At 68.3% G+C, this 15020-nt stretch carries 15 protein-coding genes; 9 read left to right on the top strand and 6 right to left on the bottom strand.

All coding sequences use genetic code 11. The features are described from left to right. The first annotated feature begins 38 nt into the window (after nucleotides 1-38). Nucleotides 39-2039 carry a heme lyase CcmF/NrfE family subunit gene (locus MFF07_RS16070; protein ID WP_238232341.1) on the top strand — a complete coding sequence of 667 codons (2001 nt, stop codon included), beginning with the start codon at nucleotides 39-41 and terminating at the stop codon, nucleotides 2037-2039. 164 nt (nucleotides 2040-2203) lie between these two features. Continuing rightward, entirely contained in the window at nucleotides 2204-2653 is a 450-nt protein-coding gene (locus MFF07_RS16065) for a cytochrome c-type biogenesis protein (protein ID WP_238232340.1), read from the top strand. Between the two features lie 35 nt (nucleotides 2654-2688). On the opposite strand, the gene MFF07_RS16060 is transcribed toward MFF07_RS16065, so the two are convergent. Beyond that, nucleotides 2689-3906: a GGDEF domain-containing protein gene (locus MFF07_RS16060; protein WP_238232339.1), complete on the bottom strand. Its 1218-nt coding sequence runs from the start codon at nucleotides 3904-3906 to the stop codon at nucleotides 2689-2691. Nucleotides 3907-4432: 526 nt separating this feature from the next. On the opposite strand from MFF07_RS16060, the gene rlmN reads away from it, so the two are divergent. The 4 genes from rlmN (at nucleotide 4433) to ggt (ending at nucleotide 9287) form a co-directional block, all read left to right on the top strand. Further along, nucleotides 4433-5725 (top strand): dual-specificity RNA methyltransferase RlmN, encoded by a 1293-nt coding sequence (rlmN, locus tag MFF07_RS16055; protein WP_147818558.1) that lies wholly within the window; start codon nucleotides 4433-4435, stop codon nucleotides 5723-5725. Continuing rightward, nucleotides 5725-6222 (top strand): hypothetical protein, encoded by a 498-nt coding sequence (locus MFF07_RS16050; RefSeq protein WP_238232338.1) that lies wholly within the window; start codon nucleotides 5725-5727, stop codon nucleotides 6220-6222. Before rlmN ends, MFF07_RS16050 begins: the two co-directional genes overlap by 1 nt. A 211-nt stretch (nucleotides 6223-6433) precedes the next feature. After that, nucleotides 6434-7309, top strand: a complete 876-nt coding sequence (locus MFF07_RS16045; protein ID WP_147818556.1) for a transporter — start codon at nucleotides 6434-6436, stop codon at nucleotides 7307-7309. Between the two features lie 220 nt (nucleotides 7310-7529). Further along, on the top strand, nucleotides 7530-9287 hold the full coding sequence (gene ggt / locus MFF07_RS16040) for a gamma-glutamyltransferase (protein ID WP_147818565.1): 1758 nt from the start codon (nucleotides 7530-7532) through the stop codon (nucleotides 9285-9287). A 1-nt stretch (nucleotide 9288) separates the two neighbouring features. On the opposite strand, the gene MFF07_RS16035 is transcribed toward ggt, so the two are convergent. The 3 genes from MFF07_RS16035 to MFF07_RS16025 all read right to left on the bottom strand — a co-directional run bounded on the left by MFF07_RS16035 (nucleotide 9289) and on the right by MFF07_RS16025 (nucleotide 11253). Next, on the bottom strand, nucleotides 9289-9654 hold the full coding sequence (locus tag MFF07_RS16035; RefSeq protein WP_147076965.1) for a response regulator: 366 nt from the start codon (nucleotides 9652-9654) through the stop codon (nucleotides 9289-9291). Between the two features lie 176 nt (nucleotides 9655-9830). Beyond that, nucleotides 9831-10400, bottom strand: coding sequence for a hypoxanthine phosphoribosyltransferase (hpt, locus tag MFF07_RS16030; RefSeq protein WP_147076963.1), 570 nt, complete (start codon nucleotides 10398-10400; stop codon nucleotides 9831-9833). A 58-nt stretch (nucleotides 10401-10458) separates the two neighbouring features. Beyond that, nucleotides 10459-11253 carry a zinc-ribbon domain-containing protein gene (locus MFF07_RS16025; protein ID WP_147818555.1) on the bottom strand — a complete coding sequence of 265 codons (795 nt, stop codon included), beginning with the start codon at nucleotides 11251-11253 and terminating at the stop codon, nucleotides 10459-10461. 258 nt (nucleotides 11254-11511) lie between these two features. Here MFF07_RS16025 and MFF07_RS16020 point away from each other — a divergent pair, with 258 nt between their 5' ends. From MFF07_RS16020 to MFF07_RS16010, 3 genes are all read left to right on the top strand, one after another. Next, a complete protein-coding gene (locus tag MFF07_RS16020) occupies nucleotides 11512-12147 on the top strand; it encodes a cell division ATP-binding protein FtsE (RefSeq protein ID WP_238232371.1) in 636 nt (211 codons plus the stop codon). Further along, nucleotides 12147-13121, top strand: coding sequence for a cell division protein FtsX (locus tag MFF07_RS16015; RefSeq protein ID WP_147818553.1), 975 nt, complete (start codon nucleotides 12147-12149; stop codon nucleotides 13119-13121). Before MFF07_RS16020 ends, MFF07_RS16015 begins: the two co-directional genes overlap by 1 nt. A 277-nt stretch (nucleotides 13122-13398) precedes the next feature. Next, on the top strand, nucleotides 13399-14121 hold the full coding sequence (locus tag MFF07_RS16010) for a YdcF family protein (protein WP_238232370.1): 723 nt from the start codon (nucleotides 13399-13401) through the stop codon (nucleotides 14119-14121). Nucleotides 14122-14190: 69 nt separating this feature from the next. Here MFF07_RS16010 and MFF07_RS16005 read toward each other — a convergent pair whose 3' ends face one another. Together MFF07_RS16005 and ptsN are read right to left on the bottom strand one after the other, a co-directional pair. Next, nucleotides 14191-14493, bottom strand: coding sequence for a hypothetical protein (locus tag MFF07_RS16005; protein WP_238232337.1), 303 nt, complete (start codon nucleotides 14491-14493; stop codon nucleotides 14191-14193). A 59-nt stretch (nucleotides 14494-14552) separates the two neighbouring features. After that, complete coding sequence (gene ptsN, locus MFF07_RS16000; protein ID WP_147818551.1) at nucleotides 14553-15020, bottom strand: PTS IIA-like nitrogen regulatory protein PtsN; 468 nt, start codon at nucleotides 15018-15020, stop codon at nucleotides 14553-14555.

The raw sequence follows: 15020 nt of genomic DNA, 5'->3' as shown, positions 1-15020 counted from the left end.
TCGCGTGCTCTGCGCGATCCCCATCAAGGACGCCCATCGTGATCGTTGAGGTCGGCCACTTCGCCCTAGCCCTGGCGCTGGCGCTGTCCGTGATCCAGGCGGCGATGCCCGTCTGGGCGGCGCGCTCCGGCGACGAGACCCTGCGCGAGACCACCGTGCCGGCGGCGCTCGGGGTCTTCGCTTGCATCCTGTTCGCGTTCGGGGCGCTCACCTACGCCCACGTGATGTCCGACTTCTCGGTCAAGAACGTCGTCGAGAACTCGCACACGATGAAGCCGCTGATCTACAAGATCTCCGGCGTCTGGGGGAACCACGAGGGCTCGATGCTGCTCTGGGTCCTGATCCTGTCGCTGTTCGGCGCCATGGTCGCGGTGGCCAAGAACTCCGTGCCGCCGGTCCTGCGCACCAACACGCTCGCGGTGCAGGCACTGATCACCTTCGTGTTCGTGCTGTTCATCATCACGACCTCGAACCCGTTCGATCGGGTCGCGCCGGCGCCGCTCGAGGGCAACGACCTCAATCCGCTGCTGCAGGATTTCGGGCTCGCGGTGCATCCGCCGCTGCTCTACCTCGGCTATGTCGGCTTCTCGATTACCTTCGCCTTCGCCGCCGCCGCGCTGATCGACGGCCGGATCGACGCCGTCTGGGCACGCGCCGTGCGGCCGTGGACGCTCACCGCCTGGGTCTTCCTGACGCTCGGCATCGCGATGGGCTCCTACTGGGCCTATTACGAGCTCGGCTGGGGCGGCTGGTGGTTCTGGGATCCGGTCGAGAACGCCTCGCTGATGCCCTGGATCGCCGGCACGGCGCTGCTGCACTCCACCGTCGTCATGGAGAAGCGCGACGCCCTCAAGGTCTGGACGGTGCTGCTCTCGGTCCTGACCTTCTCTCTGTCGCTGATGGGCACCTTCATCGTGCGCTCGGGGCTGCTGACCTCCGTCCACACCTTCGCCTCGGACCCGACCCGCGGCGTGTTCATCCTCGCCATCCTGGTGCTGTTCATCGGCGGTTCGCTCACGCTGTTCGCGTGGCGCGCCCCATCGCTCCGCCAGGGCGGCCTGTTCGCGCCGATCTCCCGCGAGGGCGCACTGGTGATGAACAACCTTTTCCTGGTCGCCGCCTGCGCCACGGTACTCGTCGGCACCCTCTACCCGCTGCTGCTGGAGATGCTGACCGGCGAAAAGATCTCCGTCGGGCCGCCCTTCTTCAACTGGACCTTCGTCCCGCTGGCAATCCCGCTGCTGCTGATCGTGCCGTTCGGCCAGTCGCTCGCCTGGAAGCGCGGCGACGTCGCGGCGGCCGCGCAGCGCCTGTTCGCGGCCTTCGCCTTCGCCTTCGTCGTCGGAATTGGCACGGCCGCCTACACCTGGGGCGGCCCGGTGATGGCGCCCGTCGCCATCGGGCTCGGGGCCTATCTCATCATCGGCTCGGCCCTCGAAATCCTGTCGCGCGCCCGCGGCTACGGCAACAGCCGCTCGCGGGATCTCGGCACCATCGCGCGACGGGCCATCGGCCTGCCGCGCTCCGCCTGGGGCACGGCTTTGGCCCATGCCGGCGTCGGCGTCGTGGTGATCGGCATCGCGGCGCAGAGCTGGGCGCTCGAAGGACTCGGCACGCTGAAACCCGGCCAGAGCCTCGCGGTCGGCCCCTACGTCGCGACCCTCGACAAGGTCGGCCCGCAATCCGGCGAGAACTACGAGGAGACCGCGGCCTTCCTGACCGTGCGCACCGCCAAGGGCGACACCGTGGGCCCGGTCGAGACGGGCAAACGCTTCTACCCATCGCGAAAGATGACGGTGACGGAATCCGGGCTGATGACCATCGGGTTCAGCCAAGTCTATGCCAGCCTCGGCGAGGTGTTGCCGGACGGCAGCATCGGCCTGCGCCTCTACTACAAGCCGCTGATCCTGCTGATCTGGCTCGGTGCCGTGGTGATGGCGCTGGGCGGCGCCCTCTCCCTCACCGACCGCCGCATGCGCGTCGGCGCCCCGGCCAAGGCCCGCGCCAAGCTGCCCCCGCATGCGGTGCCGGCGGAATGACTCTTTTCGGAGTTTTCCGCCGCACAAACCCTCCACCCTCTACGGGGGAGGGTGGCCCCTGCGTCAGCAGGGGTCGGGAGAGGGGTGCGCCTCCTCCGGCACCGTCGCTCGCCTCTCCCGACCCGCTTCGCGGGCCACCCTCTCCCGCAGAGGGGAGAGGGTTCGTGCGCGCGATCGTCTTCGCATTGCTTCTGATCGTCTCGGCTGGGCCCACCCACGCCGTCCAGCCCGACGAAGTCCTGAAGGATCCCGTCCTCGAATCCCGCGCACGCCACATCTCGGAAGGCCTGCGCTGCCTCGTCTGCCAGAACCAGTCGATCGACGATTCCGACGCGCCGCTCGCCAAGGACCTGCGCGTGATCGTGCGCGAGCGCCTCACCGCCGGCGACAGCAACGGGCAGGTCGTCGATTACCTGGTGGCGCGCTACGGCGAGTTCGTGCTGCTGCGCCCGGTCTTCGGCTGGCACACGCTGCTGCTCTGGCTGACGCCGCTGCTGGCGGTGCTGCTCGGCGGCTTCGGCATCTGGCGGCTCTCGCGCCGGCGCGCGCCGAAGGCCGCCGGGCTGTCGCAGGCCGAGCAGGCCGAGGTCGAGGCGCTGCTCGAGCGGCGATAGCTTTCGCACTCGGAAGGGCGAAGCCCTGCCGTCGCTCAGGCCGCAAACGCCGAAGCGCCTGCCCGAACGCAGACTGCCTCGACCCGGTCGCGGCCGCTACGCTTGGCCTCGTAGAGCGCCTCGTCCGCCGCCGCGATCAGATCGGCTGGGCCGATGCCCCATCGCCGCGTCGCTCCGTGTGCGGCTGTCACGCCGACGCTCGCACTGACCATCGCGCCGTCCGGCAGCCCGGGATGGGGCAAGGCCAACGCCGCGATCGCGCGATGCAGCGCCTCGCCCAAAACAATTACCGCCTCGGGCGTCGCCCCCGGCAGCAGGACGACGAACTCCTCCCCGCCATAGCGCGCCAGCAGCCCGCCCCGCGCCGCCACGGCGGAACGGAGAGCACCGGCCACCTCCCGCAGGCAGCGGTCGCCCTCGGCGTGGCCGGCCGCATCGTTGAACGCCTTGAAGTGGTCGACGTCGATCAGCGCGAGCCCGAGCCAGCCGCGATCCCCGGCGGCGGACTCCCAGGCCGATTCCAGGCGCTCGCCGAAGAGCCGGCGGTTCGCCACGCCCGTCAGCGGATCGGTCTCGGAGAGCACGGTCAGGCGGGAATTGGCTTCGGCCAGCGCGTCCGCCTGCATCTGCTCGCGCAATCCGAGCAGAAAACTCTGCTTCGTCTCCCATTCGTGCGCATAGGCGAGCTTCAGCGGCACCAGGATCAGGCTGGCGACGAGAAGCGGAATGCCGACCCCCTCGGGCCCACCGAGTGCGAACCCGACGACCGAGGCCACGTAGAGGGCAAAGCAGGCGCCGCAATAGAGAATCGCGTGCCGGAACGAGAGCGGCGCGATCATGCCGACGACGAGGGGGATGATCGCGGCGAGGATCAGGTAGACCTCGGCGTGCGGCCCGGGCGCGATCCGCGCGCTGTTGAGCGTGATCGCCATGTCGACGAGGCTGGTCGTCATCACGGCGGCCGTCTGCCGCCATGGCGGTGCGTCATGCCGTAGGGCGAGGATCGCAAGCAGTGCCAACGGCACGAACACGCACAACGTCAGCGTCGCTGGAACGGCCACCGCGTCGGCGCCGAACATGTCGTAGTCGACCTTCAGGGAGAGCACGTTGAAGACGACGAAGATCGATAGCCAAGAGCGAATACGCCGCGTGCCGCCCGGTACGCCCCGCGCCGCGTAGCGCGCTTCAAGAGGCTTCGGCAGGCGAAGACGATACCAGGGCCGTGCGAGCCCCTTCTCGATAGACGACAGCATCGTTGCGACGGCGGCTCCGGCTGAGCGGTGACAAGCCGAATTTACATGCGGCCGTTTTCGAAGAGGTAAAGACGGCTCGGCCGGATACCACCCCGGATGCCGACGATGAGGCTCATTGGACAATGTCCGATCGAGAACGTCGGCTAAGTATGATATATTTTTCAATCGACCGTCTATATATCAGATTTCGATCGATTAGATTCCAGACAAGCCGGGTATAAACAGTAATTATAATGATAAATATCGAAATTATCTGATCGTCTTAATTGATTTATATTATGTTTTTCTAATAGAGTTTAATATTTTCATTTCTGCATTCCATAGCCCATGAACGCAGTGCCACTCCGAGACGCCCAGGTCTGGCCGCCGCCTCAGCCGGCGGAGGTCGGCTCACAGTTCTGGCGACCGATGCATCGCCGGCGAGTCGATCCCGATCGCGGGCCGGCTCCATGCGCGGCACATTCGCGTTCGCGGCCGAGATCGCTTATAGAAACGCCGTTCCAAAGGCCCCAAGGTTATTCCAGCAATGGCGACGGCGTCGTTCGACAACGCCCGGCGCGAAGCGCCCGTTCTGTCTCCCATCGAGAAGACGCCCGACTTCCGGCCCGAGCCTGCGGCGCTCGGCGGCAAGACCTCGCTCGTCGGCCTGACCCGCACCGGCCTCAAGGACGCGCTGCTCGCCATCGGCGTGTCCGAGCGCGAGGCCCGGATGCGCGGCAGCCAGCTCTGGAACTGGATCTACCTGCGCGGCGCCACCGACTTCGCGGCGATGACCAATCTCGGCAAGAGCCTGAAGGCGGGGCTGGCCGAACGATTCACCCTCGACCGGCCCGAGGTCGTCAGCGAGCAGATCTCGCGCGATGGCACCCGCAAATGGCTGATCCGCATGGCGCCGACGAACGTGCAGGAGCACAATCGCGGCGCCGAGATCGAGTGCGTCTACATTCCCGGCCCCGACCGCGGCACGCTCTGCGTCTCGTCCCAGGTCGGCTGCACGCTCACCTGCACCTTCTGTCACACCGGCACGCAGCGCCTCGTGCGCAACCTCTCGGCCGCGGAGATCGTCTCGCAGCTGATCCTGGCCCGCGATCGCCTCGGCGACTGGCCGGGCCTGGAGCCGGTGCGCAACGCCGGCAGCACCGGCGAGGCCGGCCGCCTCGTCACCAACGTCGTGTTCATGGGCATGGGCGAGCCGCTCTACAACGTCGACGCCGTGATCGACGCCGTGCAGGTGATGACCGACCAGGAAGGCATCGGCCTGTCGCGCCGTCGCATCACCGTCTCGACCTCCGGCGTCGTGCCGCAGATGACGCGGCTGGGCGACGAGTCGCACGCGTCCCTCGCCATCTCGCTGCACGCGGTGCGCGACGAGCTGCGCAACGAACTCGTGCCGTTGAACCGCAAGTACCCGATCGCTCAGCTGCTTCAGGCCTGCCGCGACTATCCGGGCGTGAGCAACGCGCGGCGCATCACCTTCGAGTACGTGATGCTGAAGGGTGTGAACGACAGCGACGACGACGCCTACGAGCTGGTCGAGCTGCTTCGCGACATTCCGGCCAAGATCAACCTGATCCCGTTCAATCCCTGGCCCGGCAGCGTCTATGCCTGCTCGGACTGGAGCCGGATCGAGCGCTTCTCGCAGATCGTGTTCGACGCCGGCTACGCCTCCCCGGTGCGCACCCCGCGGGGCCGCGACATCCTTGCCGCCTGCGGCCAGCTCAAGAGCGAGACGGAGAAGTTGCGCGCCCGCGCCCGCATGATGCTGGAAGACGGCATGGGCGCCGAAGCCGTCTACGCGGGCGCCGACGCGGACGATTGATGCGGCTCATCGGCCGCCTTCTCCTCGGCTCACTCGGACTCGTGCTGGCGATCCCCTGCGGGGCGATCGTCCTCGGCGTGGGCGTGCTGATCGACCCGGCCTCGCGCCATGCCGTCGCCCGTCTCGGGCTCGAAGGGCTGATCGATCTCGCCTCGGGCCTCTCGCCGGACGTGATGCTGATGGCGTTTGCGGCACTCTCGCAAACCCTTCTCGTGCTGCTGGCGCTGCCGCCATCGCTCGTCGCGCTGATCGGAGAAGCGATCGGTCTGCGGGCTGCCGCCTGGTATGGCGGCGCGAGTGGCGCGCTCACGGCGCTTCTGCCCTGGCTGACCCGCAGCGGATCTCCGCGTGCAGGCGGACAAGCGACCCTCGCAGTCGAGGGTCGAGCCGTTGCACTCTATTTCTTGACGGGAGCGGCGTCGGGACTCGTCTATTGGCTCGTTGCCGGCCTAAGCGCGGGACGATCCGAAGACGGGCGATCGACAAAGGTCCGATGACCGCCTCGGCCATCACGACTGTGCCGTCGTTTTATTCCACCACATCGAGATATTATTTAATCTTCACCGTGTCGTTTGCGTGACACCTTGGACTTGAAACAAGTCTGCCGCGTTTCATGCCGTGCATGCATTCAAAATTCCGGCACTATGGCCACTCAGCCGCGCCTCGGGATCGATGAGGCGCCGTTTCCAAGACCGGGAGTGGTGCAGGATGAAGGCTCGGTTTCGCAGGACCCTCGCGGCGTTGGGTGCGCTCGCTCTGAGCTTCGCAGGCACGACGGCGCACGCCGCCTCCGCCGCGCAGCCGGGACAGACCATCGGCCTGCCGACGGGCGCTCAGCTGCCGATCGGCCTGATCCTGCTCGACACGTCGAGCTTCGGCATCCGCAGCACTTCCCCCGTTCAGTCCGAGAGCAACATCAACCTGCCGGGCGTCGTCTGGGTCCCGGGCGTCCACATCTTCGGCGGCCGTCTGCACCTGATCTACATCCAGCCCGTCGTCGCGGCCCGCTCTGCCGCTGCCGGCGGACGCTACCAGAGCGGCATCGGCGTGCCGCTGGTCGCGGCCCAGCTCGCCTGGAAACTGTCGAACGGCTTCAACGTCAGCTACCTGCTCGGCGGCTACCTGCCGATCGATACGCAGTTCCTGATCAACCAGGGCTCGATCCAGCAGCGCTTCGCCGCGACCTACAATGCCGACGGCTACAACATCACCGGCAATCTGCTCTACGGCACCTACATCGACCCAACGAACAAGCAGGGCGCCTTCTACCCGGACTTCCTCAACCTCGACATCACGGCGACGAAGAAGTTCGGCAAGTGGGAGATCGGCCCGGTCGCCTTCGGCTCGACCGACCTGCCGACGAACCGGCTGAACTACCGCCACCAGGGCCAGGTCGCGGTGGGCGGCCTCGTCGGCTACAACTTCGGCGACTTCTTCATCCAGGGCTACGTCACCCGCGACGTCATCGAACGGAACTACGGCGGCTACGACACGCGCGGCTGGCTGCGCAGCGTCTTCTTCCTCTACAAGCAGGCCGAGCCCGGCGCCCCGATGGGCGGTCTTCTCGCCCGCAACCAGCCGTAGAACACCCGGAAGCCGGGCCAAGACTTCCATCGCTCCGGACGGCAAAGCGGCGGGCTGTGTTCAGCCCGCCGCTTTCGTTTGCGCCGACACCGAGATGCCGCGACGGTTGCCGCCCGAACGATCGGATCTCGCACCCGATCCACAGAACCAACCGGCGTTTCGTGACCGAGGAGGAGCCGTGGACACGCGCCTCCGCGATTCCGTGCGCTATGTCGTCCCCATGCCGATCGTGATCCGCCGCCTCGCCGCTTCTCTCGCCTGCCTGCTTTTGGCCGTCGATCCGGCCTTCGCCCAGGCCGATCCGACGCCCGGCAATCTCGGCACCGCGCCGATCCAGGCGGAGGATGCCCGCGTCCTGCCGGTCCTGGCCAGCCATGGCATGGTGTCGTCGCAGGAGGCGCATGCCACGCGGATTGGCGTCGACATCCTCAAGCGCGGCGGCAACGCGGTCGATGCGGCGGTGGCGGTGGGCTTCGCGCTGGCCGTGACCCTGCCGCGGGCGGGCAATCTCGGCGGCGGCGGCTTCATGCTGGTGCATCTGGCCGAGCGCAACGAGACGGTCGCGATCGACTTTCGCGAGACCGCGCCGGCGGCGGCCACCGAGGGCATGTTCCTGAAGGCCGACGGGCAGCCCGACAAGGCCGCCTCGACCCGTACCGGCAAGGCGGTGGGCGTGCCGGGCACCGTGCGCGGCTTCGCCGAGGCGCACAGCCGCTACGGCTCCGGCAAGTTCAGCCTCGCCGACCTGATCGCGCCGGCGGAAAAACTGGCGCGCGAGGGCATCCCCGTCGAATCCGGCCTCGCCGATTCCCTGCCCCGCGCCTCGGGCCTGCTCGGGCAATGGCCGTCGAGCCGCGCGATCTTCTTCGAGGGAGATCAGGTCCTGAAGCGCGGGGCCAACCTCGTGCAGGGTGATCTGGCGGGAACGCTCCGCGCCATTTCGGAGCACGGTGCCGACGCCTTCTACACCGGCGGCATCGCGGAGAAGATCGCGGCGGCCGTTCAAGGCGCAGGCGGGATCATGACGACGGCGGATCTCGCCGCCTACCGGCCGGAACTGCGACGGCCCGTGCGCGGGACCTATCGCGGATACGACATCGTCTCGATGCCGCCGCCGAGTTCCGGCGGCGTCCACCTCATCGAGATCCTCAATATCCTGGAGGGCTACGACCTCGCCGGGATGGGCGCCGGCAGCGCGGGGGCGATCCATACGCTCGCGGAGGCGATGAAGCCGGCCTATGCCGACCGCGCCTCCTGGCTCGGAGACCCGGCACGCACCAGAGTTCCGGTCGCCGGGCTGATCGCAAAATCCTATGCCGAAACGCTGCGCCGGCAGCTCGACCCGAGCCGTGCCAGGCCCGCGGCCGAGGTGAGGGCCGGCAACCCGCTGCCCTTCGAGCCCGACCAGACCACGCATTTCTCGGTTGTCGACGCCGCCGGCAACGCCGTCGCGAACACCTACACGCTGAACTTCTCCTACGGGATCGGCCTCGTCGCCGAGGGCACCGGCGTGCTGCTCAACAACGAGATGGACGATTTTTCGGCCAAGACCGGCGCATTGAACGCCTATGGGCTCGTCGGCGGCGAAGCGAATGCCGTGGCGCCGGGGGCGCGCCCGCTTTCCTCGATGACGCCGACCCTGGTGTTTCGCGGCGGCCGGCTGTTTCTGGTGACGGGAAGTCCCGGCGGCAGCCGCATCATCACCACAGTACTGCAGGTGATCGTCAACGTGCTCGACTTCCGCATGAATCTGGCCGAGGCCGTCGCCGCCCCGCGCGTCCACCACCAGTGGCAGCCGGACGTGCTGATGGTCGAGCAGGGCGTCTCGCCCGACACCGTCGGGCTGCTGAAGCAGCAGGGGTACGCGGTGAAGGTCGGCGCGCCGTCCGGCTCGGCGAATTCCGTGATGTTCGACGAAGGCCTGCTCGCCGGAGCCTCGGACCAGCGCCAGCGGGGGACGCTGGCCGAAGGATACTGAGCTACGCCGCCAGCGCCCGTTTCACCGTCGAGCGCAGGTCCGCCAGCGAGAACGGCTTGGTCAACACGTCGAGCACGATCGCATCGAGGCCGCGGGCGCGCTCGCGCTGGTCGGCGAAGCCCGTCATCAGCAGGATGGTCAGGTCCGGGTAGTCGCGCTTGGCCGCGAGCGCCAGCGCGATGCCGTCCATCAGCGGCATGCGGATGTCGGTGAGCATCAGGTCGAAATCGCCGGAGGCCTCCGACAGGCGATCGAGCCCGTCGCTGCCGTCGATCGCGGTGACCACGGCATGGCCGTCGAGCTCGAGCCCGCGCTTGAGGAAACCGCGGATGGTGTCCTCGTCATCGACGAGGAGAATGCGCGCCATGTGATCGTGATCAAGTCGTGAGGGAGATACCGGCCGGTATCGCGGGAATCAGGCGCGGACGCGGCGGCCCTGTCAAGTGTCTGCAGCCGATGAGAATTACGGCGTGGGACAGAGCGTCGCGATCCGCCGCGGCGGCAACGCCCGGAAACCGCGGCCGTTCCGGTCGACCGCCGGGCTCAGGCCCCGCCGAAAAGGTCCGGATCGGTACTGTCGTAATCGACGAGTCCGACGAAGGGCAGCTGGCGAAAGGCGTGTGCCGCATCCATGCCGTAGCCGACCACGAAGACGTCGGGGCAGGTGAACCCGACGAAATCCGCATCGATCGTCACCGCGCGCTTGCCGGGCTTTTCGAGCAGGACCGCGGTCAGCACCCGCTTGGCGCCCCGCGCCATCAGCAGGTCCTTGGCGAAGACGACGGTGCGGCCGGATTCCAGGATGTCGTCCACGAGCAGAACGTCGCGCCCCCTGACTTCGCTCTGCACATCGCGAAGGATCTCGACTTGGCCGGAGGAGACCGTGGCGGTGCGGTAGCTCGACAGGTGCACGAACTCGACCTGGGGCGACAATCCGACCCGGTGCAGCGCCCGCAGCAGGTCGGCGGCGAACATGAAGCTGCCCTTGAGCACCGCCACCACGAGCAGGTTCTCGGGCTTGGCCGCGAGGATCGAGGCCGCGAGTTCCTCGTTGCGCCGCGCGATCGCGGCTTCGTCGAACAGGACGCGAACGCGTCGGGAAGCAGAGGTCATGCACGCCTCGTTGTCATGACCGCCTCAATAGCACGCGCACTCGCCTGTGCCAGAGGGTTCAGTGACGACCGTGCTGCGTATCGGCGGCAGGAGGATGCGCGTCGGGCTCCGCGTGGCCTGCAGGAGGCTTGGGATCCGATGCCGCAATGTCCGTGAAGCGCACCAGGACCTGACTGCCCTGGGGCGGCGGCGCCGAGAGGCTTGCACGGAACCGGGCCGTCTCGCCGGGTTCCAGCGCAACCCGCGAGGGCGGCACCGTCCAGCGGTAGAGCGACTGGCCGTGGGCGTCGCGCAGTTCGACCTCCAGCGGCGCGACCGCCACACGGTCGCGCGCGACGCCGACGAGGTCGCCCTCGACGACGAGCTGCGCCGGGTTCGTGCCCTCGGCCGGATTACGGAATGCGACGATGTCACGGAAATCGACACCGCGCAGGTTCACCGGAAGGCCGACGGCCGAGAACAGGCCGGCGCTCTGCGGCATCGCCCGGACCACCGTGGCCCGGCCGAGCAGGGCCAGAGGCAGGATCGCGAACACGGCGAGCCCGGCGGCGATGGCCGGCGACGGACGCGGGAGGGCAAATCGTTGGGGGGAAGGCTTGGCCTTCGCCTTGCGGGGCGGCGGCACGGGCTGGTCGATGACGGGTGCGGGAGCGTCGACGGTCTCGCGCGGCTCGTCGAGTCCGGCGGATTCCCAGCCATCGATCGCGTCGGCATCGCCATCCGCCTGCCCGCTTTCCGGCGCGACGAACCAGGTCTCGCTGCAGGCGGCGCAACGCACGGAGCGACCCTCGGCCCCGACGAGGACACCCTCGATCTCGTACTCGCTGGCGCAGGCCGGGCAGGCGATCAGCATGGCAAATCGGTTCGGCCCTTCCGGCGGCGGGTTGCCGCGCGCGGAAAAAGGACCGAAACGGTTGTGGCTCGAACAGGGTTAACCGGCCGTGAAACGGAGACGAATCCGGCTTGGCCGATCCGATCTCTGCGAACGATCCACGCGATGGAGCGGACCTTGGCAGGCGGGGTGCAAGGTACAGTGACCGTGGCTGGGACGAAGACGGGAAGCCTGCTGTCCGGCGCCGAGGGGCCGGCGGTCCGCTTCGAGAGCGTCGGCATGCGCTACGGCCTTGGGGCCGAGGTGCTGTCCGATGTCAGCTTCGAGATCGCGCCGCGCTCGTTCCAGTTCCTCACCGGCCCCTCGGGCGCCGGCAAGACCACGCTGCTGCGCCTGATCCTGCTTTCGGTGCGGCCGACGCGGGGCCTCGTCTCGGTGTTCGGCGAGGAGGTCAGCGGCATCTCCAGCGATGCGCTCACGGGTCTGCGCCGCCGCATGGGCGTGGTCTTTCAGGACTTTCGCCTGCTCGACCACCTCACCACCTACGAAAACGTGGCGCTGCCGCTGCGCGTCCAGGGCCGCTCCGAGACCAACTACCGAGCCGAGGTCGTGGAACTGCTGCGCTGGGTGGGGCTCGGCGAGCGCATGCACGTGCTGCCGCCGCTGCTGTCCGGCGGCGAGAAGCAGCGTGCTGCGATCGCCCGCGCCCTGATCGCCCGGCCGGACCTGCTGCTCGCCGACGAGCCCACCGGCAACGTCGACCCGACCCTGGCGCGACGGCTGCTCCGGCTGTTCATGGAGTTGAACAAGCTCGGGACCTCGGTGCTGATCGCCACCCACGATTTCGGGCTGATGGACCTGATCGACGCGCGCCGCCTGGTTCTGGGCAACGGCCGGCTTCGGATCGAAGAGTGATGGCCGACACCCGAGCGCCGTCGCGCCCCGCCACCGCTCCGCCGCCCCCGGAGGATGCGGAACCGCCGCTGCCGCCGACCCTGCGCCGCAACGCGCCGCTGGTGCCGACGGATTCCGCCGCGAGCCGGGCGCTCGCCGCCGTGATCGCGATTCTCACCTTCCTTGCCGCGCTCTGCGCAGGCGCCGCCGAGATCGTCGCGTCGAGCGCCGGCCAATGGCAGGGTGCGGTGGCCCAGGAGGTCACCGTGCAGGTCCGCCCTGGCCCCGGCCGCAACATCGATGCGGACGTGTCGCGCGCCGAAGGGATTGCCAAGGCCGCGCCGGGGATCGCGGAGGCGCGGGTCTTCACCAAGGCGGAATCCGAGCGCCTGCTCGAGCCCTGGCTCGGCAGCGGCCTCGACCTCTCGGACCTGCCGGTGCCGCGGCTCATCACCTTGAAGCTCGCCTCGGACGCGACGCCCGACCTGAAGGCACTGCGCGCGAACCTGACCGAGGCGTTGCCCGGCGTGGCGAGCCTGGACGACCATGCGCTCTGGCTGCAGCGGCTCTCCACCATGGCCAACACCTTCGTCGGCATCGGCGTCGGCATCGTCGCCCTGGTGCTCGCCGCCACCGGCCTCGCCGTGGTCTTCGCCACCCGCGGCGCCATGGCCGGCAACAAGGAGGTGGTCGAGGTGCTCCACTTCGTCGGCGCCAACGACGACTACATCGCCCGCGCCTTCCAGAGCCGCTTCTTCCGCCTGGGCCTGCGCGGCGGCGCCATCGGCGCAGGCGCAGCGCTGCTCGCCTTCGCACTGGCGGGTGTGCTGGCGCGGGTCTCGCGCTCGGGGCCGGCCGGCGACGAGATCGAGGCCCTGTTCGGCACCTTCCAGGTCAGTTGGCGCGGCTATGTCATCATCGTCGTCATCGGCGTGATCGCCTCGCTCGTCACGGGCGTCGTCTCGCGCATCACCGTGCGCCGCTTCCTCGACTGACGCGACGGCTCGAATCCGGTTTCGCGAGTCCGCACCGGCACTTGCGAATTCGCGCGCCGATCGCGTTAACCATTCGTAAACCCGTGGGGGAGGAAAATCCCGCCTCTCCAGAGCCGCAATCGCGGCTACGTTCGGGAGGATGACCCTGCGCACGATCCCCAGGACGCGCCACATCAGCATCGGCAGCCCGATGGCAGCCTTGGAGGCCGTAGGTTGGGCATGGCAGAATGCCATCGTTCACGATCGCACCCTTCCGGCGCATGACGGCAACCGAGACATGCAGGCTCCCAGCGTTCGTCAACGCCCGTCCCGCCTGCGCTTCGCCGTGCGGGGCCTCGTAGGCGCTGCCGCACTCGGCGCGTTGGTGCTGCTCGGCGGATTCCTGGCCTTCGTGTCGACGATCGAACGGATGGAGCGGCGGCCGAGCGGCCGAGCCGACGGCATCGTCGCCCTGACCGGCGGCGCGCAACGCGTCGGCGACGCGATCGAATTGCTGGCGGGCGGCTACGGGCGGCGCCTGCTCATCTCCGGCGTCAACGAGCGGACCAGCCGCGAGGAAATCGTCCGGCTGAACCCGAGTCAGGGCCGCTGGATCGATTGCTGCGTCGACCTCGACTACCGGGCGCGCAACACCATCGGCAACGCCATCGAGACGCGGCGGTGGATGCGCCGCAACCACTTCGAGACGATCGCGGTGGTGACCTCGAACTACCACATGCCACGCACGCTGGTGGAGATCGAGCACGCGCTGGCCGAGGGCGAGTCGGTCGTGGCCTATCCGGTCGTCACCGACGGGTTCGAGATCGGCCGCTGGTGGCAGGACCCCGCCGTCGCCCGACTCGTCGGAGCCGAATACGTCAAGTTCCTCGCCGCATGGTTGCGCACCCGCATCGAGGGCGACCCGGAACGATCCCATTTCGCGGTGCTGATCGGGCGCGGCAAGCCCTCGAAGGCGCCGGTCCGGATGGTGGCCGAGCCCCACCTGCACGCGGCGAACTGATTTTTTGATTCTCGACGGCAGCAGTCCGGTGTGAAGGCTGCCCCTCGCTTCTGCGAGCCGCGGCCCGTTTCAGAAACCCTTGCAGCGGCTGCGCACGAGGCCGCCGAACTCGGTCTCCGAACCCTGGACCTGGGCAAGCTTCTCCTTGCGTTCTGGTCCCGACAGGCAACGGCCATAGACGCCGGAGATGCGCCGCATCGTGTCGACGTGCCGCCGCCAGACGCGGCATTGGCTGGCCTGATCGTCCCCGGCGCCTTCGAGCTGATCGAGCGCCTGGCGCTGCATGGAATTCGCGATGAGCACGTCGCGGGCGCACAACGCGTCGCCCTGTGCCCAAGCCTCGGATGCCGTGCCTGCGGCCAGCGCAATCACCGCAAAACCTGCGGCGCGGTATCTGATTCGTCCTACCAAGAATGCCCCCACCCCGTCGCTCACGCCGCCTGCGAGGCGGACCGGTTGGTCAGCAGCGCATAGAGTGCGTTGCCGTCGCGGGCGTTGCGGATCCGATCGAGGATTCCCGGCTCGCGCAGGATGCGCGCCACCTGGGCGAGCGCCTTCAGATGGTCCGCGCCGGCATTCTCCGGTGCGAGCAGGAGAAACACGACATCGACGCCCTGACCGTCGAGCGCCTCGAATTCCGTAGGCTTGTCCAGCCGAGCCACCATGCCGAACAACCGGTCGAGATGGGCGAGCTTGCCATGCGGGATCGCCACGCCGTCGCCGATCCCGGTCGAACCGAGCCGCTCGCGCTGAAGCAACGTCTCGAAGATCTCGCGCTCGTCGAGACCCGGCAGCTGACGGGCGGCCTGCGCGGCGAGTTCCTGAAGGATCTGCTTCTTGGCCCGTGCCTTCAGACTCGGGATCACCGAATCCGGGCTCAGGAATTCCAGAACTGCCAT

It is taken from the genome of Methylobacterium thuringiense (assembly GCF_022179645.1).
In the GTDB taxonomy this organism is placed as follows: Bacteria; Pseudomonadota; Alphaproteobacteria; order Rhizobiales; family Beijerinckiaceae; genus Methylobacterium; species Methylobacterium thuringiense.
The sequence above is the reverse complement of the archived record's forward strand: the minus strand, read 5'-3'. Positions and strand labels throughout refer to the sequence as shown.

What these genes read in the sequence shown, in the direction of transcription:
- MFF07_RS16060 (WP_238232339.1), bottom strand. Translation starts at nt 3,906, where the DNA reads ATGCTGTCGTCTATCGAGAAGGGGCTCGCACGGCCCTGGTATCGTCTT.
- rlmN (WP_147818558.1), top strand. Translation starts at nt 4,433, where the DNA reads ATGGCGACGGCGTCGTTCGACAACGCCCGGCGCGAAGCGCCCGTTCTG.
- MFF07_RS16050 (WP_238232338.1), top strand. Translation starts at nt 5,725, where the DNA reads ATGCGGCTCATCGGCCGCCTTCTCCTCGGCTCACTCGGACTCGTGCTG.
- MFF07_RS16045 (WP_147818556.1), top strand. Translation starts at nt 6,434, where the DNA reads ATGAAGGCTCGGTTTCGCAGGACCCTCGCGGCGTTGGGTGCGCTCGCT.
- ggt (WP_147818565.1), top strand. Translation starts at nt 7,530, where the DNA reads ATGCCGATCGTGATCCGCCGCCTCGCCGCTTCTCTCGCCTGCCTGCTT.
- MFF07_RS16035 (WP_147076965.1), bottom strand. Translation starts at nt 9,654, where the DNA reads ATGGCGCGCATTCTCCTCGTCGATGACGAGGACACCATCCGCGGTTTC.
- hpt (WP_147076963.1), bottom strand. Translation starts at nt 10,400, where the DNA reads ATGACCTCTGCTTCCCGACGCGTTCGCGTCCTGTTCGACGAAGCCGCG.
- MFF07_RS16025 (WP_147818555.1), bottom strand. Translation starts at nt 11,253, where the DNA reads ATGCTGATCGCCTGCCCGGCCTGCGCCAGCGAGTACGAGATCGAGGGT.
- MFF07_RS16020 (WP_238232371.1), top strand. Translation starts at nt 11,512, where the DNA reads ATGCGCTACGGCCTTGGGGCCGAGGTGCTGTCCGATGTCAGCTTCGAG.
- MFF07_RS16015 (WP_147818553.1), top strand. Translation starts at nt 12,147, where the DNA reads ATGGCCGACACCCGAGCGCCGTCGCGCCCCGCCACCGCTCCGCCGCCC.
- MFF07_RS16010 (WP_238232370.1), top strand. Translation starts at nt 13,399, where the DNA reads ATGCAGGCTCCCAGCGTTCGTCAACGCCCGTCCCGCCTGCGCTTCGCC.
- ptsN (WP_147818551.1), bottom strand. Translation starts at nt 15,020, where the DNA reads ATGGCAGTTCTGGAATTCCTGAGCCCGGATTCGGTGATCCCGAGTCTG.